A 22,262-nucleotide genomic window follows, 5' to 3' on the forward strand; every position below is an offset into this window, starting at 1 on the left:
TTTATATCAAATTTATATTTAATTTGAGTATTTTCCAGAAGTTTGAAACGTATAATAAAGTGAAGTTAATATATCTATATTAATAAAATAGGAGGAATTATAATGAATTTCATTTTCTTAGTTTTACTTGGATCTGTCTTAGGTTTAATCTTTGCAGCTTATCAAGCATACACAATACTAAAAGAAGATGAAGGAGAAGGAAAGGTAAAAAGCATATCAATTAAAATTAGAAAGGGAGCTAATGCATATCTGACAAGGCAATATAAAGGGGTAGCTATATTCTTTATATTAATGTTTATTATCTTTTTAGTTTTGAGCCTTTTTGATTATGTATCAATATTTGTACCTTTTTCTTTTGTTATTGGAGGATTTTTATCAGGACTTAGTGGATTTATTGGAATGAAGGTTGCAACAAATGCAAATGCAAGGACAACTACTGCAGCTAAAAAAAGTTTAAATGGAGCATTGAAGATTGCTTTCAAAAGTGGGTCTGTAATTGGAATAGTAGTTGTTTCTCTAGGATTACTTTATATAGGCGTTGGTTATTTTTTCTTGGATTGGTATTATAGAGATTTAGTTGAAGCAGAACGTGTAGTTCAAATTACAACAAATATACTAACATTTGGTATTGGAGCTTCTTCTATGGCTCTATTTGCAAGAGTTGGTGGAGGAATATTTACTAAGGCAGCTGATGTTGGAGCTGATTTAGTTGGAAAAGTTGAAATAGGAATTCCTGAGGACGATCCAAGAAATCCAGCAGTAATAGCAGATAATGTAGGTGATAATGTAGGTGATGTTGCTGGTATGGGAGCAGATTTATATGAATCTTATGTAGGTTCACTAGTTTCATCATGTGCTTTAGCAGTAGCGGCAGGTTTATCCACCAAGGGGGTAGCGGTTCCTTTATTAGTTGCAACTTTAGGCGTATTAGCATCTATTTTTTCTACATTTTTTGTTAAGGCAAAAGAAGATGCAACTCAGAAGAATCTTTTAAGTGCTTTAAGAAGAGGTGTGTATATATCATCAATTATTGTAGCTGTAGGATCATTTTTTATAGTTAAAACTGTATTAGGATCTGAAAATATAGGAATTTATTTTAGTATACTATCAGGTCTTATAGCTGGAATATTAATAGGATTTTTTACAGAATACTATACTTCGGATAACTATAGCCCAACAAAAAAATTAGCTGATATGACTAAAACTGGACCAGCAACTACTATAATAGGTGGATTATCATTAGGAATGATATCAACTGCAATTCCAGTAATTATAGTTTCTATATCAGTTTTAATAAGCTTCAAATTGTCAGGTGGATCAAATGATTTTAACTTGGGGTTATATGGTATAGCCATTTCAGCAGTAGGTATGTTATCGACCTTAGGAATAACTCTAGCAACTGATGCCTATGGTCCAATTGCAGATAATGCAGGAGGAATTGCTGAAATGTCAAATCAAGCCCCTGAGGTTAGAAGAAGGACAGATGCATTAGATTCACTAGGAAATACAACAGCAGCAACAGGAAAAGGTTTTGCTATAGGCTCAGCAGCTCTTACTGCCCTTGCATTTATAGCAGCATATAAGGACTCTATTGAAAACATGGTGAAAAGTGGAGCTTATAACTTTGAATTTAATTTATCTATATTAAATCCCCAAGTTCTTATAGGATTATTTATTGGAGGAATGGTTACATTTTTATTTTCTTCAAAGACAATGGATGCGGTTGGTCGAGCCGCTTCTAAAATAGTAGTAGAAGTAAGAAGACAATTTAAAGAAATACCTGGGCTTATGGATGGAAAATCAGAACCGGATTATGCTTCTTGCGTTGATATTTGTACAAAATCAGCTCAAAAAGAACTTGTAACAATAGCTATAATAGCTATCGTTACACCTCTTGTAGTTGGATTATTATTAGGACCAAATGGTGTTGCAGGATTACTAGCAGGTTCCACAGTTACTGGTTTTGCAGTTGCAATAATGATGTCAAATTCAGGTGGAGCATGGGATAATGCAAAAAAATATATAGAATCAGGAGTTTTAGGTGGTAAAGGATCAGATTGTCATAAAGCTGCTGTGGTAGGAGATACAGTAGGTGATCCATTTAAAGACACTACAGGACCATCAATAAATATATTAATTAAGCTTATGTCTATGGTATCAATAGTATTTGGTGCTTTAGTACTAGCATTTGGAATGCTTTAGATTTATTATTATTTCTATTTCAAGTTTAAAGAAACGCTAACCAAGAAAAATTAATCTTAGTTAGCGCTTTTTTATTTTGATTAATATTTATAGAGATTTAGGTAGTATTAATTAATCTATTTAAGGATTAATAATATCTAAATAATTCTATAATTTTTTAAATCTAGAGAATTTTGAAAAGCTGTGGAATATTAAAAACTAGGGAATATTAAAAGTAATATAATATTTATAAGTTACATAATATTTAAGGCCATATAATGTTAAAATTTATATGGGTCCAAATATGAAAATAATATTAATAAGATATTTACAGTTATATATTTACAGTTATATATTTACAGTTATATATTGACAGTTAAGGATTACATTCGTAAACTTAAATTATAAATTACGAATGTAATTAAAGATGGGGGAGAGGTTTATGGGGAAATTACCTAAAATATCTGATGCAGAATGGGAAGTTATGAAAATAATATGGGTTTTAGGAGAAGCAACATCAAGTGAGATTATTGAAAATCTTAAAGGCAAACAATCTTGGAAAAACACAACTGTAAAAAGTCTTATAAGTAGATTGTTAAACAAAGATGCTATAAGCTTTAAAAAACTTGGAAAGGAATATTTCTATTTTCCACTTGTATCAGAAGAAGAGTGTATTAAAGAGGAAAGCAATTCATTTATAAAAAAGGTATTTAATGGATCATTGAATGAAATGATACTAAGCTTTGTGAAAGCAGATAATCTAACTAAAGAAGATATAAATGAGTTAAGAAATATATTAAACGAAAAAATTATATCGGAGGAAAACTAAATAGATTATCTTAAAATATTTGATTATATTTTAGTGATATCTTTAGTTGTAAGCTTATTAGTAGTTTTAATCTTAGGATTAAGACTAATATTCAAGTATCATATAAAAAATCAATTATTTTTTTGTTTTAATTTAATAAGAAAGGCTATTGCATATATAAAGAGTTGCTCACAGTTAAATAAACTATATGAATGTGTTTTAAAAAATTGTTGTTAAAACAAGTAAAGTTTTTGTTTAAGTATTTTTAAAATCTAAAAAGTGCTATTTAACAATATTAATTTGAAAATTTCTACTATATATTATTAGGGTTCTTTTTTTATTAAATCAAGAACTCTCTTTAATTAATGTCTTAATATAGAGTTTATTTGCACAAGAATTAGTATTTAAAATACATGATTTTATAAAATATTTAAAGCAGATAGTTATAGTGAGATTGGGAAAAATTTAATAATTGCCTGTTGAATTATATTGATATATTAATTTGAAGTCAGAAAAGTTTTTGGTTTTTATATAAGTTGATTTAAAGGATAAGTTTTTAAATAGTAAAATTTGATTTAGTGAATAAGTTTTATAATCATTCTTAAAATCGAGTATATGCCAATTCAAATAATTTTCCAAATACTTAGTAGCAACACCTCTAAACCTTACTAACCACTTTTTTATATTTAAAGAAAATGTATGTATAAAAATGCTGTTAGAAGGTAATTTTTTATTTATATTTTTTATTGACACAATATTTGAAGGTGTTAGATTATTTGAGGCTAATTGGTTAATAACTTTTAAAATAACTTTTGATGATAGCGGAAGGATTGTATCATTATGTTTTTTTGCATAAATATCAAAGTACCTGTCATTATAAGCAGATATAACTGAAGATTTATCTAGGTTTTGAGAGAAGTTTTTATTTATGGCTTCTAAAGAGATAGATCTTCTACTAATTGCTTTAGAAATGAGTGATTTATTACTATCCATTGCACAAGCTATAAAGATATTTTCTTTATTATAGTATCTAGCTTTTCTATCTCCCTTAAAGTTTTCTTTAATAATTATTTTACTAATTTCTACATAATTTTTTAATATATTATAGTTATTTGATGTTTGAGTAATTAAGAATTTATGTCTCCAATAAAAAGAAGTAGCTAAATTGATTCCTAAAATAGCGGAGCACTTTCTAAGAGAAAATTCATTGTTCATGAGAATTAAATATTTTAACCAAAGATCCAATGGCTTCTTCGAATTACTGAACATGGAATTTGTTTTTTTAGAAAAAGTTTTACCACAATTCTTATTGAGGCATTTAAATCTTTGTAGTCCCCTGTATTTGCCATATTTTATAAAGTTATTAGAATTACAATTAGGACAAGTTCTTATTTCTTTATCTTTTAAAATATCAATAATAGATAATTCGTTAAGATACAGATCTACTTGTTTAAATTTACTATTAATTTCACAATTAGCATAACTACATAGTGATGATGATACTTTCATATTTTTCTCTCCTTTAATTATAATGAGATTAGTTGAACTGATTTATTAATAAATATACATATAATTTATTTATTTAAATTTTCTACATAAAATCCAGACTTTAATCAAAGAATATTATACTTTTTGAATTTAATTTTAAAAAACAACAATTTTTTAAAACAGATTACTATAGTAACAAGAATGATATACGTGTTATTGAATGTTTGAATATGAAGTATCAAGTAATTAATAGAAAATAGAATTTACACATGTAATTAGGTATTAATTTTCAAAATTGTTTGAAGGAATCTTATTGAAAATTATCATTATATATTTTTTAGAAATAAATTCACTTAATAAATTAATTTAGTATTTAATTAATGATTTATTTATCAGTTGATATATTTTTTCGTTAATAAGTATATGTATTCTTTTATTAATTGGCTTAGTGATTGATTTATTTAAATGAAAGCGTATCGATAAGTTTCCAAACTACTCCTAATGGATACCGATATATTAAGGTTTTTTTAAGAAATTATAAAGTTTAAAATTAAGATATTTTCGCTACAATATAGATAAATAGTGAGAGCAGAAATTAAAAGAATTCTTCTTTTATGGTAAACTAATTTTAGAAGTAGAGAGGAGTGGATTTTTTTGAGCAAAGAGAAAATATTAATAGTTGACGATGAAAAGGAAATTAGAGATTTAATAGATATATATTTAAAGGGTGAGGGATACGATACAATAAAGGCTGAAAATGGTAAAGAAGCGTTAGATATCCTTTCAAATAATGAAGTGGATTTAATAATTTTAGATATAATGATGCCGAAGGTAAATGGTATTGAAGCTTGTTTGAAAATAAGAGAAGAAAGAGAAATGCCTATAATAATGTTATCTGCAAAGTCTGAGGATATGGATAAGATATTAGGGTTAAATACTGGAGCGGATGATTATTTAACGAAACCATTTAATCCATTAGAATTAGTAGCTAGGGTAAAATCACAACTAAGGAGATATAAGAGGTTTAATAATACATCCACTAAGGAAGAATTAATAGTTAAACAAGACAATGTATTAGAGATTGATGAGATAAGTATAAATCTAGAAACTCATGAAGTTTTTAAAGATGGTGAAGAAATAAAACTTACCCCAACAGAATTTGATATATTAGTTCTACTTGGTGAAAATAGAGGAAAAGTATTTAGTATTGAAAATATATATAACAGCGTTTGGAAACAAGAGTTTATGCAGTCTGATAATACAGTTATGGTTCATATAAGGAAGGTAAGAGAAAAGATAGAAGAGGATCCAAGAAAGCCGAAATTCATAAAGACTGTATGGGGGGTAGGCTATAAAATTGATAGGTAAGAAGAAGTCTAAAAAAGAGAAAGTTAAGAAAGAAAGAGTTGGTCTTATAAAGGGAATAAGAAACTTAATCTTAAAGATTTTTTGTAAACTTTATAATTCAATACTAGGAGTTAAAATTAGAGAGGTTTTAGAGTGGATTTATATAAGAATAGAAAAGAGTATACGATTTGAATTAATGCTTGTTTTTGCAATATGTTTTTTAGCTGCTTTTATGTTTTATGGATTTGCTAACAATGTCTTATCGAAAAATAAAACAATAACTAATCTTGAATATGATATTGGAGAAGTTCAGTCACATGCTAATTCTATTGCAAAGGAATTAAGTGGAGAATATGGATATAAAATAGAGGGTCTTAAAGAAGAAGAACAAATAAAAGAATTATTAAACAGATACAATGATGGTAAAGCTAAAATTTACTTGACTGATTTAGATGGGAAAATATTATTTAAGGTCAATGGTGAATTTCAAGAAAAATTAGATATATATGCAATCATAGATAAAAGCAATTCTGTAGCAGAAGATGGAAGCGAACGAGTATTTCTTTATCCAGTAAATATAGGAGCGGACAGGGCTTATCTAATATACTCAAAGATACCTACTCCTTATATATCATATGACTATTATGTGGATGAAAATTCATTTTTGGCGCTTGTGTTATCAGTTATTATGTTTATATCAATATTTATTATAATAACAAATAAGAAAATGAAGTATATAGAAGAAATAGCGTCAGGTGTAAGAATTATATCGAATGGAGATTTATCATATAGGATAGAAGAAAAGGGAAAAGATGAAATAAAGAAATTAGCTGAAAATATAAATAATATGGCATCGGAAATAGAAAATAGAATTGATGCGGAAAGAAGAGCTGAAAAGACTAAAAGTGAGCTTATAACAAATGTTTCACATGATTTAAGAACTCCTTTAACATCTGTAATGGGATATATAGGACTTGTCAAAGATGGAAAATATGAAGATGAAAATATGATGAAGGAGTATTTGAATATAGCATTTAATAAATCTAATCAACTTAAGGAATTAATAGAAGATTTATTTGAATATACAAAACTCAACAATAAAGGAATAGTTTTGGGAAAAAACAAAGTAAATATAGTTGAATTCTTATCTCAAATAATAGAAGAGTATATTCCTGTATTTGAAGAAAATGAAATAGAAGTAGTTAAAAAGTTTGTAGATGAAAAATGTATGGTAGAAATAGATGCCGGGAAAATGGTTAGAGTCTTTGAAAATCTATTTTCAAATGCCATTAAATATTCTTTTAAGCCAGGAAGTGTAATAGTATCTGCATATGAAAATAATGGATTTGTAAACATTACTATAAAAAATAGAGGAGAACATATACCAAAAGAAAAAGTGGAGAGACTATTTGATAGATTTTATAGAGTAGATGAAGCTAGAAATTCTAATACCAAAGGAAGTGGTCTTGGCCTTGCTATTTCTAAAAATATAGTAGAACTTCATAATGGTAGTATATGGGCCGAATGTGTTGGTAATGAGATAAGTTTCTTTATAAAGTTAAAAGTAATTAGATAATAAATAAAAGTAACCTTTAAGAAAAATCGTAATAAACTAATATAGAGAATATTTTTCTTGGAGGAAAAATGCAAAATAAAAATCCTAATAGTAGATTTGGAATAGACATAAATGAATATACACAAGAGGTTAATTTTCAAACTCTAGCAAGAACAATAGATTTTTTATATCTAAGAGCATCAGGTTCAGGATCGGGAAGATTTAGAGTTGATAGGAGATTCTTAGAATTCGCTAAAGCTGCTAGAGATTATGGAATACCAGTAGGAGCATATCACTATGCTTTACCTTCATATGATTTAACTACTGCAGATTCTCAATGTGACGAGTTCATAGACATATTACAGGAAGGGTTTGGAGAAAAAGATTACGGAGATTTATTTCCAGTAGTAGATGTTGAAGCACCAATAGATAATAAAATAAGTACAAAAGCATTAATTGATTGGGTAGATAGATTTAGAAAAAGGTTCGAGAGAAAAACTAGAAGAAGATTAATGTTATATACAGGAGCTTTTTTTATAGAGCTATATAATGACTTTAAATTACCTAATGGAACACAACCACTAAAAAATATGCCTTTATGGATAGCGATGTATACAAATGTTCCAGTTAATCCACCATATCCTCCAAATTTAGGTGGATGGACGAGATGGAGAATATGGCAATTTAGTGAAGGTCAAGTAGTTAATGGTGTTGGAAATCCTGTTGATGCCAATTGGGGTCCTGATAATTTAGATTTACTTATGCAACCGAGACAGGTAAGAGATTTAAGAGCTGTCAAGGAAGGTGGATTATTAAAGGTTTCATGGAGAAGAAATGATGATGCTGATTTATTGGGATATAATATTTTTGAGAATGGCTATTGGATTGGAACAGTAGGAAAAAATGATACAAGTTTTGAAATAAGATTATCTGAATTACCTGTTAAAACAACTTCTCCTGTAAATATAACTATAGAAGCTTTTGATTATGATGGAGAAACATCTAGAATTAGAAGTAGAGTTACTGTCTAAAATATTTACATTAAAACATTAAAATAATACTAATTATAGAGCTTATAATATTAAAGGTAATTATAATATTATAAGCTTTAATTATTTTATATTTGATTGACAAAAAATCATGAATTTTTTTATTAAGTACTTAATTAAAGTTAATTATTTTATTCATATAAATATATTAAAATAAACTGTAGAATATAACATAATATTAATGATATAGTAGTATTATAATTATAGGGAATAATAATATTTTCGTAATTTTTGTTATGCTTATTTAGAAAGGAGTGGGGCAGTTGGAGGAACAAAAAAATAATTTAAAAAAGACTATATCTCCCAAATATAAAAATACAGTAATAGCTGCAATAGCTATAGCAATAATAATTATAGTAGGAATTATAAGTTATATTTTTTCAGTAAATAATAGAGTAGCAGCATGGGAGAATAAGGTTTATCCGGGGATTGCTGTATATGGTGTTGAGTTAGGTGGATTAAGTAAAGAAGAAGCTACAAACTCTTTAAACGAAAAATTATCAAATCTTATTATGGACAAGAAGTTAGATATTTTGGTTGGTGATAAGAAGTTAGAGTTAGCTTATAGTGAAATAAAGCCTAAATATGACATAGAATCAATAGCAGAGGAAGCTTTTAATTATGGGAAAGATGGTGGAATGTTTAGTAAAAATTCACTAATTAAAAATGATGATGATATTAACATAGAAGCTAAGATTACATATGATGAAGAAAGTTTAAAGGCTTTTGAAGAAAAGGTTAAAACTGAAGTAAATGTAGCTCCGAAAGATGCTACTATAGAAATAAATTCAGGAAACATAGTGGTTACATCAGAAGTTGTTGGAAAGAAGATAGACGAAGAAGAGCTTCATAATAAACTAGTTGAAAATATTAATGGAGATCCAACTAATACTGTTGAATTAACATTTGAGCTAAAAGAAGAACAAGCAAAAGTAAAAGCAGAAGATTTAAATAAAGTAACTGGAAAAATAAGCGGTTATAGTAGTAGTTATAAAGATACTGGAGATGGTAGGGTTAAAAATATGCAAATTGCAGCTCAAATTGTAAATGGAACGGTAGTAATGCCAGGAGAAGAGTTTAGCTACAATGCATTAATTGGAGATACAACCCCAGATAAAGGATATGAAAAAGCTAATACATATATTGGAAATGAAATTGTTCCAGACTACGGTGGAGGAATATGTCAAGTATCAACAACTCTTTATAGAGCAGCAATGAGAGCAAATTTAAGATCAACAGAAAGAATGAATCATTCCTTAACTGTTTCTTATTCAGAACCTGGATTAGATGCAACAGTTGCAAATGGTGTTATAGACTATAAATTCAAGAATTCATATGATTTTCCAGTTTACATTCAAGGATATGTAGCTGGAGGAACAGTATCATTTAACATATATGGTAATGTAGAAGCTATGGGTGGAAAAACTTATGAGCTTGTAAATGAAGTTCATGAAAAATACAATCCAGAAGTTAAGTATGAAGATGATCCAACTATGGAAGAAGGTACTGAAAAAGTTGTATCACATGGAATGCCAGGTTATAAGGCAAGCTCTTATCAAATAACATATGAAAATGGTGTTGAAGTGGATAGAGAGTTTATAGCTACAGATGTTTATTTAACAACCAATACAGTTATAAAAAGAGGAACTAAAAAGAAAGAAACTCCTCAAAATTCAACTAATAAAACAGAAGAGAAACCACAAACTTCTACTGAAGAGAAAAAACCAAATCAATAATAGATATAAAATAGAATGGATATATTAACCATTCTATTTTTTTATAATTTTTTTAGTTAAATAGAATAATAAATGTTAGAAAGACTATAAGTTTATTGTCGAAAATCTAGCATAATGATATTATAATAATATGAAAATGTGAATAAAGGAGTATTTTATGGAATACAAAATGGTTTGTATTGATATGGATGGAACTTTACTAGGTAAAGGGAAAAAAATATCCGAAGAAAGCAAAAAAGTAATAAAAGAAATTCATGAAAAGGGTGTAGAAATAGTAGTAACTACAGGGAGAATTTATAACAATGCAGCATATTATTCACATCTTTTAGGAGTTGAATCACCTGTTATTGCAGCTAACGGAGCTATTGTTAGGGAGAAAAATACAAATAAAGTTATATATGAAAAACCAATTGAAACAGAAGAGTGTATTAGGCTAGTTGAAATGCTATATAAAATGAAGATGCATTTTCATTTTTATACTTTAGATAGTATATATTGTAGTAATAGGATTACAGAGCTTGGAACTAAATTATATATGACAAAACAAATAGGGTATGATAATTTAAAAATAAATTATTATGTTATCAATAATATAGAAAAGTGGAAAAAGTTTTTTAGAAAAAATCATGGGAAAATAACTAAATGTATAGCTTTTTCAACAAAACCAGAGAAGATTGAAAAAGTTAAAAACCATCTAAATAGTTTAAATAGTATAGTATATTACGGCTCAGGGAAAAGAAGCGTTGAAATTAATAGTAAAGGTGCATCTAAAGGTAATGCTGTAAAAGCTTTAGCAAATTATTACGGTTTTAAAAGAGAAGAAATTATATGTATTGGAGATAATGAAAATGATTTATCTATGCTTGAGTATGCTGGAATTGGAATAGCAATGGGTAATGCAATAGAACCAGTAAAAAAATTAGCAGATTATATTACTGATACTAATATTGAAAATGGTGTTGAAAAAGCTATAAAAAAATTCTTTAAACTTTAGATTTTTAAGTATTAAAAAATTTTCAATTAGATATTAATCATTAGATAACATTACTTTTATAAAATAAAAAAACAACTTTGAAAGAAAAGACAATAGAATATTTACTTGATTCGAAATCAAAAAATACTTAATAGGAATATTATTTTTATAATATAAAATAATATTATGTTAATAAATGCTAAATGTTTTGACTAATCAAGATTCATATAGTATCATTTTTTATATAGTTTTACTAAAGTAAGATGATTTCATCTTGCTTTTTTAATCGGAGGTAAGAAAATTGAATTTAAATATAGTTTTATACCAACCAGAAATACCACAAAATACAGGTAATATTGCAAGAACCTGTGTTTTAACAAATTCAACACTACATTTAATTAAACCTATGGGCTTTAAAATAGATGATAAACAAGTAAAGCGTGCTGGATTAGATTATTGGAGTGAATTAAAGCTTGAAATGCATGAAAGCTATGAAGATTTTATGAACAAATATGGAAATGAAAGAATATTTTTAGCTACAACTCATGGTGGGGTACATTATGATGAAGCTTCATTTAAAGAAGGGGATTTTATAATGTTTGGAAGAGAATCTTCAGGTGTTCCAGAAGAAGTACATAACAATCATGAAGGAATAAGAGTGCCAATGATCAAAACGAGTACAAGAAGTTTAAATCTTTCAAATACAGTTGCAATTGTTGCATACGAAGCTTTAAGGCAAATTGGTTTTCCTGAAATGAAATAAATTTAGGGGGAATAGAAGTGGAAAAGATAAAAATATTAACAGATAGTTGCTTAGATCTTCCAGAAGAGTTAATTAAACAAAATAATATAGAAGTTATACCAGTTTTAATTAATTTTGGTGATAAAAGTTATATTGATAGAGAAGAAATTAATTTAGAACAAATGCAAGAAAAAATACAAAGTGAACAAATACTTCCAACTACAGCACAAATTACTCCGGTTAGATTTGAAGAAATCTTTAGAAAGTATTTAGATGAAGGTTATAAAGTTTTAACAATCCTTATGTCATCTAATATGAGTGGAACATATAATTCAGCATGTATTGCAAAAGATATGATTGAATCTGATGATATAGTTATAGTGGATACACAAGTTATAACATCTGCTCAAGGTTTCTTTGTTTTGAAGGCTTGTGAGCTTAGAGATAAAGGATATAGCGCAGAAGCTATAAAGGAAGAAATAATAAAAATGATACCTAAAATGAATGCATCATTATGCTTTGAATCCTTAGAAAACCTAGTTAGAGGTGGAAGAATATCAAAGACTGCTGGTGTTATTGGAACAGCATTAGGACTTAGAGTAATAATTGGGTTCGAAGATGGAATGATGACTGCAAAAGATAAGGTAAGAGGTAATAAAAAAGCATTAAAGAAGATAATATCAGATTATGAATCAAGCAATCCAGATAAAAATGAGCCAGTTATATTAATCGAAATAGAAAGCCCAGAAATGAAGGGTGAACTTAAAAAATATTTAGAGGATAACAATATAAAATATATTGAAACAAAACCAGGTTGTGCAGTTGGAATACATTCTGGTACAAGAGTAAGTGGTCTATTTTTTATAAGCAAATAAGTTTTAAATAGTTTTGAATAACTTAAAAGATATAAAATAAGAGTACAAACTAAATATATGGAATAATAAATAAATTTTTTAGAATAAATAACTTTTATAATAAATAACTTTTATAATAAGACTAAAAAGATAAAGAGTAAATTCTTTATCTTTTTTATTTTGTAAAAAAGACAAACTGAATTTTTATATATTTATTTGGGTAACCTAAAGTAAAAAGGAAGGTGGTTACAGTGAATAAACAAAGACTATTTTTACTAACTCTAAGTATATGTCTAATTAGTATGCTTGTAAGTTGTGGAGTGCTTAATAGTCACGTAATAGATTTAGATAGACTGAAAGTAGCTTATGTTATTAATAAAGGATGTTTAGAAGATAAGGGGCTTAATCAGTTAGGGTTAGAAGGAATAAATAAATCTATTATAGAAGATAGCATTAAATTAACTATCATAGAAATAGACAGAGATGATGAAGAAAGTTTTCAAAAGCAATTTATAAAAGCAGTTAAAAGTAATGATTTAATAATTGTAGTTGGTGAAGAGTTTAAAAATGTAGTTAATGAAGCTGCAACAAACTATAGAAATAAAAGGTTCATAGTTACTACTAATAAGATAAGAGAAAGTAATGTCCAAAATGTAGATTTTAAATATGAAGAGGGCGGATTTTTAGTAGGGGCAATAGCAGGAAAGAGAAGCAGTAATAAAGATGTTGGATATATAGCTATTAAGGATAATGAACCAAATAAGTTATTATTATCAGGTTATATGGCAGGGATTAAAGTTACTAATCCAAAAGCATTATCAAAATTATTATCAGAAGAAAATGTAAAATACGTTGAAGATTGTGCAAATGTTGATTTAGCATATGAACAGGCAATAGAACTTTATGATAAGGGTTGTGAAGTTATTTTAACAGCCGCAGGTAGAGCTTCTGAAGGAGTTTTTAAAGCCGCTAAAGAAAAAGGGAAGTATGTAATTAACAGCGGTATGAATGCACAAGAGGTTTATAGTGATTATAAGGATAATATACTTGCATCTTTAGTAATTAGATTTGATGATATTCTTTATAAAAGTATATCAGAAGCAAATGATGGCATGTTTAAGAGCGGAGAAATAAACAAAATAAATGAGGGCTTAAAAGAGAATACAATTGAAATAATTATGAATGAGTCAATATTAGATAAAGAAACAATTAATTTAGTCAATAACTATAAAAGTGAAGTAATCAAAGAAAAGATTGAAATTCCAAAGATAAAAGAAGAAGTCTTAGAATTTAGAGTACAATAACCACTTGATATAACGTTTACTTACAGTATATACTAGTATTAAAGAGTGTTATCATTAATACTAGTATATTAAGTAAAAGTTATAGTTTATAGTTTATAGTTTTAGAAATGAAGGTGTACTTTATGAAATTAGACTTTAATTTAAATCTCACACAAGAGCAAAAATTAATAATGACCCAACAAATGCAGTTATCTATAAAGCTTTTACAAATGTCAACTTATGATTTAAGAGAATATATAGAAAATGAGTTTGTGGAAAATCCAATACTAGAAGGTGATTTTGATTTTGTTCAAGAAGAAAAGGATTACGAAGATAAAATAGATTACAAGGAAATGATAAAATACCTAGAATTCGATAATTATGGCTCTCAAAGTTATGGAGACTATAATAAGGATGAAGATGTATCGCCTTTTAATTTTATATCACAAAAAGAGTCATTAACAGAGTATTTGCAGGAGCAATTACTTGAGATAGATGAGGATGAATTGAAAAAGGCAATAGTATCATATATGATTGAGAATATTGATGCAAGAGGATATTTGGACATGCCTCTAGAAGATATATGTAAAGAATTGAATATATCAATTGATTTAGGACAGGAGTCATTAGATATACTTCAAGATTTAGAGCCAGATGGCATAGGGGCTAGGGATCTTAGGGAATGTCTGAAGATACAGCTAATAAAAATGGGAATATTAGATGACAACTTAGAGATAATAATAGATGAATATCTAGATTTAATAGCGGATAATAAATTTAATACAATAGCTAAAAATTTGAAAATAACTCCCAAAGAAGCTCAAGATTTAGGGGATATAATTAAGGGGTTAGAGCCAAAGCCTTCTAGGGGATTTTATACAGGAGATGAGGTTAAGTTTATAATACCAGATGCGGCTATTAGAAATATAGACGGACAATATTTTGTTATTATGAATGATGGCGTTATACCAAGATTATCAATAAGTAATATATATAAAGATATCTTAAATAATAAGGAAGATAAAAATACGGAAAACTATGTAAAAGAAAAATTAAATAGTGCTATGTTTTTAATAAAAAGTATAGAACAAAGAAAGAGTACTTTACTTAGAATATTAGAAAAAACTGTGGAGAAGCAAAAAGAGTATTTTGATAAGGGACAAAAATATTTAAAGCCAATGACGATGAAAGAAATGGCTGAAGACCTTGGAATTCATGAATCAACAGTAAGTAGAGCAATAAAAGACAAATATATATTAACAAGCCTTGGAACTGTAAAAATAAAAGATTTATTTACAACAGGTTTAAGTCAATCTAAAGGTAATGGTGAAGATGTTGCTGTTGTTAATATAAAAAAACAAATAAAAGAAATGATAGGTGATGAGGATAAGAAAAAACCTTTGTCAGATCAAATAATATGTGAAGAATTAAATAAGAAAAATTTAAATATATCTAGAAGAACAGTAGCAAAATATAGGGAAGAAATGGGGATAAAATCATCAAGCAAAAGAAAAAGAATAGAATGAAAAGAGTATTATAAAAATAGAATAAAAAAGAATTAAAAAGGGGAATTTATAATAGAGATGATAGCTATTTATATTAAATATAGTAGAAATGAAAGTTGGCATTTCTATTATAAGTTCTTTTCTTAACTTATCAATTAAGTTTTTAATATCATATGTGTAGTTCGAACTGACTTTTTAGGTAAAGTAGTGATGGAAAAGGCAAACTTACATATGCTGGCTTTTATAGGATATATGAAGCTGTAATGCTAAAAACTTGTAAAACTTTTAGAAAAGTTTGAAGAAAGTACTTTTAAAATTCATAGAAGTGTTTTATAATAATAAATGTGGGACATATAAATTATATGTGGGACCTTTTTAGACCAAAGGAGGGTTGGAAGTGCAGGAAATATTGTCTTTACAGAAAAAAATAGTTCCTGAACTTGTAGAAGTCCTAGAGAAAAGATATAGTATTCTTAGGACTATATATTACAATCAGCCTATCGGAAGACGTGTTTTAGCCAATCAGTTAGATCTTGGAGAAAGAATCGTAAGAACTGAAATAAGTTTTTTAAAATCACAAAATTTGATAGAGATTAATACTCCAGGAATGACAGTTACTGAAGAGGGACAAGAAATAGTGGATAAGCTTAAAGATTTTATACATGAAATAAAAGGTTTATCAGATATCGAGGAAAACATAAAGTCCTTCCTTGGGTTAAGAGATGTAATAATTGTTCCAGGTGATGTAGAAACAAACGAAATAATTTTAAAAGAACTTGGTAAAGCTACAGCTAATTATCTAAAATCAATTATTAAAGATGATAATATAATAGCTATAACTGGGGGAAATACTATAAAAGAGTTTGTGGAGGCATTACCTAAGATAAATAATGTTTCAAATATTCTCGTAGTTCCAGCAAGAGGCGGTATGGGAAGAAAAGTTGAAATACAGGCTAGTACATTAGCTGCATCCTTAGCAAAAAAGTTAAATGGTGCTTATAAATTGCTTCATCTTCCTGAAAACCTTAGTTTAGAACTTTTGGATACTTTACTAAAGGAAAAGGAAATAAAAGAAGTTATAGATAATATCCATAAAGCTGATATATTAATTTATGGTATTGGTGATGCTTTAGTTATGGCAGAAAAAAGAGATGTTTCAGAAGAAGAGTTTAATAAACTAAAATCTCTAGGAGCTGTGGGTGAAGCGTTTGGTTGTTACTTTAACAAAGATTCCAAAGTAGTTTCAGAAAATACTTCAATTGGAATAAATATTAATGAAGCAAGAAAAATTAACACACATATTGCAGTTGCTGCTGGGGAAAATAAAGTTGATGCTATTATTGCAACAATGATGAAAAATCAAAATGCAGTATTAATAACAGACGAAGCAGCTGGTAGAAAAATTGTAGAATTTATTAAGGAACACACTAAACAAGCTTAAAATTTTTAAAATTTTAAATATAACTATTTTTAGGAGGTAATTGCAAATGGTAAATGTAGCAATTAATGGTTTTGGAAGAATAGGAAGATTAGCATTAAGATTAATGATCGCAAACCCAGAATTTAACGTGGTAGCAATCAACGATTTAACTGATGCTAAGACTTTAGCTCACTTATTTAAATATGACTCTTCACAAGGAAGATTCAACGGAGAAATCGAAGTTAAAGAAGGAGCTTTCGTTGTTAACGGAAAAGAAATAAAAGTTACAGCTGAAAGAAATCCTGCTGACTTACCATGGAAAGAATTAAACGTTGACGTAGTTTTAGAATGTACTGGATTCTTCACTTCTCAAGAAAAAGCTGGTTTACACTTAGAAGCTGGTGCTAAGAAGGTTGTTATTTCAGCTCCTGCAACTGGAGACATCAAGACTGTTGTTTACAACGTAAATAATGATATATTAGATGGTACTGAAACAGTTATTTCAGGTGCTTCATGTACTACAAACTGCTTAGCTCCAATGGCTAAAGTATTAAACGACAAGTTTGGCGTTCAAAAAGGATTCATGACTACAATCCACGCTTACACTAACGACCAAAACACATTAGATGGTCCTCACGGAAAAGGCGATTTAAGAAGAGGTAGAGCTGCTGCTGCTAACATCGTTCCAAACTCAACTGGAGCTGCTAAAGCAATTGGTTTAGTTATTCCAGAATTAAAAGGAAAATTAGATGGTGGTGCTCAAAGAGTTCCAGTTACTACAGGTTCATTAACTGAATTAGTTGTAACTTTAGACAAGAAAGTAACTGTAGAAGAAATCAACGCTGCTATGGCTGCTGCTGCTAACGAATCATTTGGTTACACTGAAGATGAAATAGTTTCATCAGACGTAATCGGAATCACTTACGGTTCATTATTCGATGCAACTCAAACTAAGGTTATGACAGTTGGAGATGAGCAATTAGTTAAAGTTGCTGCTTGGTACGACAATGAAATGTCATACACTAACCAATTAATCAGAACTTTAAAATACTTCGTAACTAGATAATTAAATAGTTAAATGTATAATTAAAGAAATATAATTATTGGTCTGGTTTTATAGAAAATCTATGAGGCCAGGCCAATTTTAAATTAAGCAAAAATTATAAGTTTATATTTAAGTTTATATTTAAATTTATATTTATAAGTTTTGTATAGATTAATCAAAATAAATTTAAGAGGTGAAATCAATGAGCTTTAATAAGAAAACTATCGAAGATATAGACGTTAAAGGTAAAAAGGTTTTAGTAAGATGTGACTTCAATGTGCCACTAAAAGATGGCGTTATAACTGATGAAAATAGATTAAATGGTGCACTACCAACAATCAAATATTTAGTTAATAATGGAGCTAGAGTTATACTTTGCTCACACTTAGGAAAAGATGCATCAAAGTCATTAGCTCCAGTTGCTAAGAGATTAAGCGAAATGCTAGATAAAGAAGTAGTTTTTGCAAGAGACGAAGAAGTTGTAGGAGCAAATGCTAGAGCTGCTGTTGCAGAAATGAAAGATGGAGATGTTGTATTATTAGAAAATACAAGATGCAGAAAAGAAGAAACTAAGAACGTTGAAGAATTCTCAAAAGAATTAGCTTCATTAGCTGACATATTTGTAAATGATGCATTTGGTACAGCTCACAGAGCTCACTGTTCAACAGTTGGTGTTACTGAATTCTTAGATACAGCTGTATGTGGATACTTAATTCAAAAAGAATTAAAATTCTTAGGAGAAGCAGTAAACAATCCAGTTAGACCATTCGTTGCTATATTAGGTGGAGCTAAGGTTTCAGATAAGATAGCTGTTATCAACAACTTATTAGAAAAAGTTGATACATTAATCATCGGTGGTGGAATGGCTTACACATTCTTAAAAGCTCAAGGATATGAAGTAGGATCATCATTAGTAGAAGCTGATAGAGTTGAATATGCTAAAGAAATGATCGAAAAGGCAGCTTCAAAAGGAGTTAAATTCTTATTACCAGTTGACCACAGAGTTGCTGCAGAATTCAAAGATGTTGAACCAGTAGTTACAGAAGATCAAAACATTCCAGCAGGAAACATGGGATTAGATATCGGACCAAAAACAGAAACTTTATATGCTGATGCAATTAAAGATGCTAAAACAGTTATATGGAACGGACCAATGGGAGTATTCGAATTTGAAAACTTCAACAAAGGAACAATTGCAGTTGCTAAAGCTATGGCTGATGCAGATGCTACAACAGTTATCGGTGGAGGAGACTCAGCTGCAGCTGTTAATATCTTAGGATTCGGAGACAAGATGACTCACATTTCAACAGGTGGTGGAGCTTCATTAGAATTCTTAGAAGGAAAAGCATTACCAGGAATAGAAGCACTTAATAATAAATAAGCTTCTAAATCTTTGATTTAGTAAAGCGAACTTACTCATCCGAAGGAATCTGAGGAGGAGCTTCATTAAACAGAAATATTTGTTAAATGAACAATGTATAATGGATAATGCATAATTAATGAAATAACTCCACTTAGGTGGAGTTATGGATTTAAATTTTTATTATTCAACTTTGTTGAATAATTTTTATAATTATCAATTATTCATTAGCAATTATTAATTATAATATGAGGTGATTTAAATGAGAAAAGCGATAATAGCAGGAAACTGGAAGATGCACTACACTCCAGCAGAAGCTGTAAAAGTTATAGAAGAATTAAAACCATTAGTAAAAGATGCTACTTGTGACGTAGTAGTTTGTCCTACTTTTGTTTGCTTAGATGCTGTTTTAAAAGCAGTAGAAGGATCAAACATTAAGGTTGCTGCTCAAAACATGCACTTTGAAGAAAAAGGAGCTTTCACAGGTGAAGTTGCTCCAGGAATGTTAGAAGCTATGGGAGTTAGCTATGTTGTTTTAGGACATAGTGAAAGAAGAGAATACTTCAATGAAACTGATGAAGCTTTAAACAAGAAAGTTAAAGCTGCATTTGCTCATAACTTAACTCCAATACTTTGCTGTGGAGAATCTTTAGAGCAAAGAGAAAATGGAACAACTAATGAAGTTGTTGGAGCTCAAATTAAAGCTGATTTAGAAGGTTTATCAAATGAATTAGCAGAAAAAGTAGTTATTGCTTACGAACCAATATGGGCAATAGGAACAGGTAAAACTGCTACTAATGAGCAAGCTAATGAAACAATAATGGCTATCAGAAGCGTTGTTGCTGAAATGTTTGGTAAAGAAGTTGCTGACAAAGTAAGAATCCAATACGGTGGATCAGTTAAGCCAAACACAATTAAAGATCAAATGGCTATGTCTGACATAGATGGTGCTTTAGTTGGTGGAGCTAGCTTAGTAGCTGCTGACTTCTCACAAATAGTTAATTACTAATAATGTTAAATACGTAAGTGGTTTTTCTACTTACGTATTTTTATTATAAAATTAATAAAAACATTATATAGGCTGGTATAAAAATAATAAATACATAGTGAATACTAGTAATGGAAGCTTATATTTAAAATTTTTAGAAAATTTACTAAAACATGCTTTTTACGGATTAAAATAATTTTCTGCAAAGGTTTACCTAGTCGGTGCTTTTATTGTTTAAAGTCACTAATTATAGTATAATATAGATATAAATTAAGAAAGATAATATTAGAATATTGTCAAATATAGATTTTGATAAAAATTTGGAGGGAATTATGGCGAAGAAACCTGTAATGTTAATGATATTAGATGGCTTTGGAATAGCTCCAAAGTCAGATGGAAATGCTGTTGAAGCAGCTAATAAACCAAACTTTAGTGGATTAATGGAAAAATATCCACACACTCAATTACAAGCTAGTGGATTATATGTTGGATTACCAGATGGACAAATGGGTAACTCAGAAGTTGGTCATTTAAATATAGGTGCAGGAAGAATTATATACCAAGAATTAACTAGAATAACTAAAGAAATTAGTGAAGGTGGATTCTTCAAAAATGATGCATTAACTCTTGCTGTTAACAATGCTAAAGAAAATAATGCAGCACTTCACTTAATGGGATTATTATCAGATGGTGGAGTTCACTCACATATAGATCACTTAAAAGGATTATTAAAGCTAGCTAAAGAAGCTGGATTACAAAATGTATATGTTCACTGCTTCATGGATGGAAGAGACGTTCCACCATCATCAGGAAAAGATTTTATAATAGAACTAGAAAACTACATGAAGGAAATTGGTGTAGGTAAGATAGCTACTGTTGCAGGAAGATACTATGCAATGGATAGAGATAACAGATGGGAAAGAGTTGAACTTGCTTACAATGCAATGGTACTTGGAAAAGGTGAAATTGCAGCTTCAGCAGTAGAAGCAATAGAAAAATCATACCACGATAATAAAACAGATGAGTTTGTATTACCTGCTGTTGTAGATTCAAATGGAATGATTAAAAATGGAGATTCAGTAATATTCTTTAACTTTAGACCAGATAGAGCTAGAGAAATAACTAGAGCAATAAATGATAAAGAGTTTGCAGGATTTAAGAGAGAAACTTTAAACTTAACATTTGTAACAATGACTCAATATGATAAAACTTTAGAAGGAGTTAATGTTGCATATAGACCAGAAAGCATCAACAATACTTTAGGAGAATATGTTTCAAATCATGGCTTAAATCAATTAAGAATTGCAGAAACAGAAAAATATGCTCACGTTACATTTTTCTTTAATGGTGGAGTTGAAAAGGAAAATCCAGGTGAAGATAGAGCTCTTATAGCATCACCTAAGGTTGCTACTTATGACTTAAAACCAGAAATGAGTGCTTATGAAGTAACAGAAGAATTAATTAATAGAATTAATGAAGATAAGTATGATATGATTATTCTAAACTATGCTAACCCAGATATGGTTGGACATACAGGAGTAATGGAAGCAGCTGTAAAAGCTATTGAAGTTGTAGATGAATGCTTAGGAAAGGTTGCAAATAAGATTCTAGAAAAAGACGGAACTTTATTTATAACTGCTGACCACGGTAATGCAGAAACTATGATAGATTTCTCAACAGGAAATCCATTTACAGCACATACTACAGATCCAGTTCCATTCATTTGGGTTTCAAACAGAACTGAAGGAAGAACATTAAAAGAAGGTAAGCTAGCAGATATAGCTCCTACTATGTTAAATGAAATGGGTCTTTCAAAACCAGAAGAAATGACTGGAGAATGTTTAATAGTAAATAAGTAATAAGAATAAAAAGTAAAAGGACACTCACTATAAAGGAGTGTCCTTTTACTTTTGTTAAAATTTAAGAAG

17 protein-coding genes are annotated in these 22,262 nt (G+C 28.8%); 16 read left to right on the forward strand and 1 reads right to left on the reverse strand.

What is annotated here, in order from left to right; all coding sequences use genetic code 11:
- Window positions 1-102: 102 nt before the first annotated feature.
- Together I2A75_RS02075 and I2A75_RS02080 are read left to right on the forward strand one after the other, a co-directional pair.
- A complete protein-coding gene (locus tag I2A75_RS02075) occupies window positions 103-2,202 on the forward strand; it encodes a sodium-translocating pyrophosphatase (RefSeq protein ID WP_195262817.1) in 2,100 nt (699 codons plus the stop codon).
- A gap of 421 nt (window positions 2,203-2,623) precedes the next feature.
- A complete protein-coding gene (locus I2A75_RS02080) occupies window positions 2,624-3,010 on the forward strand; it encodes a BlaI/MecI/CopY family transcriptional regulator (protein ID WP_195262818.1) in 387 nt (128 codons plus the stop codon).
- A 444-nt stretch (window positions 3,011-3,454) separates the two neighbouring features.
- Here the strand turns inward: I2A75_RS02080 and I2A75_RS02085 are convergent, their stop codons facing one another.
- Window positions 3,455-4,498 carry an IS1 family transposase gene (locus tag I2A75_RS02085; RefSeq protein ID WP_195262819.1) on the reverse strand — a complete coding sequence of 348 codons (1,044 nt, stop codon included), beginning with the start codon at window positions 4,496-4,498 and terminating at the stop codon, window positions 3,455-3,457.
- 633 nt (window positions 4,499-5,131) lie between these two features.
- Here I2A75_RS02085 and I2A75_RS02090 point away from each other — a divergent pair.
- The 14 genes from I2A75_RS02090 (at window position 5,132) to gpmI (ending at window position 22,193) form a co-directional block, all read left to right on the forward strand.
- Window positions 5,132-5,845 carry a response regulator transcription factor gene (locus I2A75_RS02090; RefSeq protein WP_195262820.1) on the forward strand — a complete coding sequence of 238 codons (714 nt, stop codon included), beginning with the start codon at window positions 5,132-5,134 and terminating at the stop codon, window positions 5,843-5,845.
- A complete protein-coding gene (locus tag I2A75_RS02095; protein WP_195262821.1) occupies window positions 5,835-7,400 on the forward strand; it encodes an ATP-binding protein in 1,566 nt (521 codons plus the stop codon). Before I2A75_RS02090 ends, I2A75_RS02095 begins: the two co-directional genes overlap by 11 nt.
- Window positions 7,401-7,468: 68 nt before the next feature.
- Window positions 7,469-8,410, forward strand: coding sequence for a glycoside hydrolase family 25 protein (locus I2A75_RS02100; RefSeq protein ID WP_195262822.1), 942 nt, complete (start codon window positions 7,469-7,471; stop codon window positions 8,408-8,410).
- A 272-nt stretch (window positions 8,411-8,682) separates the two neighbouring features.
- Window positions 8,683-10,164, forward strand: a complete 1,482-nt coding sequence (locus I2A75_RS02105; protein ID WP_347707744.1) for a VanW family protein — start codon at window positions 8,683-8,685, stop codon at window positions 10,162-10,164.
- 157 nt (window positions 10,165-10,321) lie between these two features.
- On the forward strand, window positions 10,322-11,158 hold the full coding sequence (locus I2A75_RS02110; protein ID WP_195262824.1) for a Cof-type HAD-IIB family hydrolase: 837 nt from the start codon (window positions 10,322-10,324) through the stop codon (window positions 11,156-11,158).
- A 280-nt stretch (window positions 11,159-11,438) separates the two neighbouring features.
- A complete protein-coding gene (locus tag I2A75_RS02115) occupies window positions 11,439-11,900 on the forward strand; it encodes a tRNA (cytidine(34)-2'-O)-methyltransferase (RefSeq protein ID WP_195262825.1) in 462 nt (153 codons plus the stop codon).
- 17 nt (window positions 11,901-11,917) lie between these two features.
- Window positions 11,918-12,754, forward strand: a complete 837-nt coding sequence (locus tag I2A75_RS02120) for a DegV family protein (RefSeq protein ID WP_195262826.1) — start codon at window positions 11,918-11,920, stop codon at window positions 12,752-12,754.
- Window positions 12,755-12,984: 230 nt separating this feature from the next.
- On the forward strand, window positions 12,985-14,037 hold the full coding sequence (locus I2A75_RS02125; protein ID WP_195262827.1) for a BMP family ABC transporter substrate-binding protein: 1,053 nt from the start codon (window positions 12,985-12,987) through the stop codon (window positions 14,035-14,037).
- A 122-nt stretch (window positions 14,038-14,159) separates the two neighbouring features.
- On the forward strand, window positions 14,160-15,542 hold the full coding sequence (gene rpoN / locus I2A75_RS02130) for an RNA polymerase factor sigma-54 (protein WP_195262828.1): 1,383 nt from the start codon (window positions 14,160-14,162) through the stop codon (window positions 15,540-15,542).
- A 376-nt stretch (window positions 15,543-15,918) separates the two neighbouring features.
- Complete coding sequence (locus I2A75_RS02135; protein ID WP_195262829.1) at window positions 15,919-16,962, forward strand: sugar-binding domain-containing protein; 1,044 nt, start codon at window positions 15,919-15,921, stop codon at window positions 16,960-16,962.
- Between the two features lie 46 nt (window positions 16,963-17,008).
- Window positions 17,009-18,007, forward strand: coding sequence for a type I glyceraldehyde-3-phosphate dehydrogenase (gene gap, locus I2A75_RS02140; protein ID WP_195262830.1), 999 nt, complete (start codon window positions 17,009-17,011; stop codon window positions 18,005-18,007).
- A 181-nt stretch (window positions 18,008-18,188) separates the two neighbouring features.
- The gene (locus tag I2A75_RS02145; RefSeq protein ID WP_142418739.1) at window positions 18,189-19,367 is read left to right on the forward strand and encodes a phosphoglycerate kinase; all 1,179 of its coding nucleotides are present in this window, start codon (window positions 18,189-18,191) and stop codon (window positions 19,365-19,367) included.
- Window positions 19,368-19,608: 241 nt separating this feature from the next.
- The gene (tpiA, locus tag I2A75_RS02150; RefSeq protein WP_097033114.1) at window positions 19,609-20,355 is read left to right on the forward strand and encodes a triose-phosphate isomerase; all 747 of its coding nucleotides are present in this window, start codon (window positions 19,609-19,611) and stop codon (window positions 20,353-20,355) included.
- Window positions 20,356-20,666: 311 nt separating this feature from the next.
- Window positions 20,667-22,193 carry a 2,3-bisphosphoglycerate-independent phosphoglycerate mutase gene (gene gpmI, locus I2A75_RS02155; RefSeq protein ID WP_097033113.1) on the forward strand — a complete coding sequence of 509 codons (1,527 nt, stop codon included), beginning with the start codon at window positions 20,667-20,669 and terminating at the stop codon, window positions 22,191-22,193.
- Window positions 22,194-22,262 lie beyond the last annotated feature (69 nt).

This window comes from Clostridium sp. 1001275B_160808_H3, from assembly GCF_015550425.1.
Classification (GTDB): domain Bacteria; phylum Bacillota; class Clostridia; order Clostridiales; family Clostridiaceae; genus Clostridium.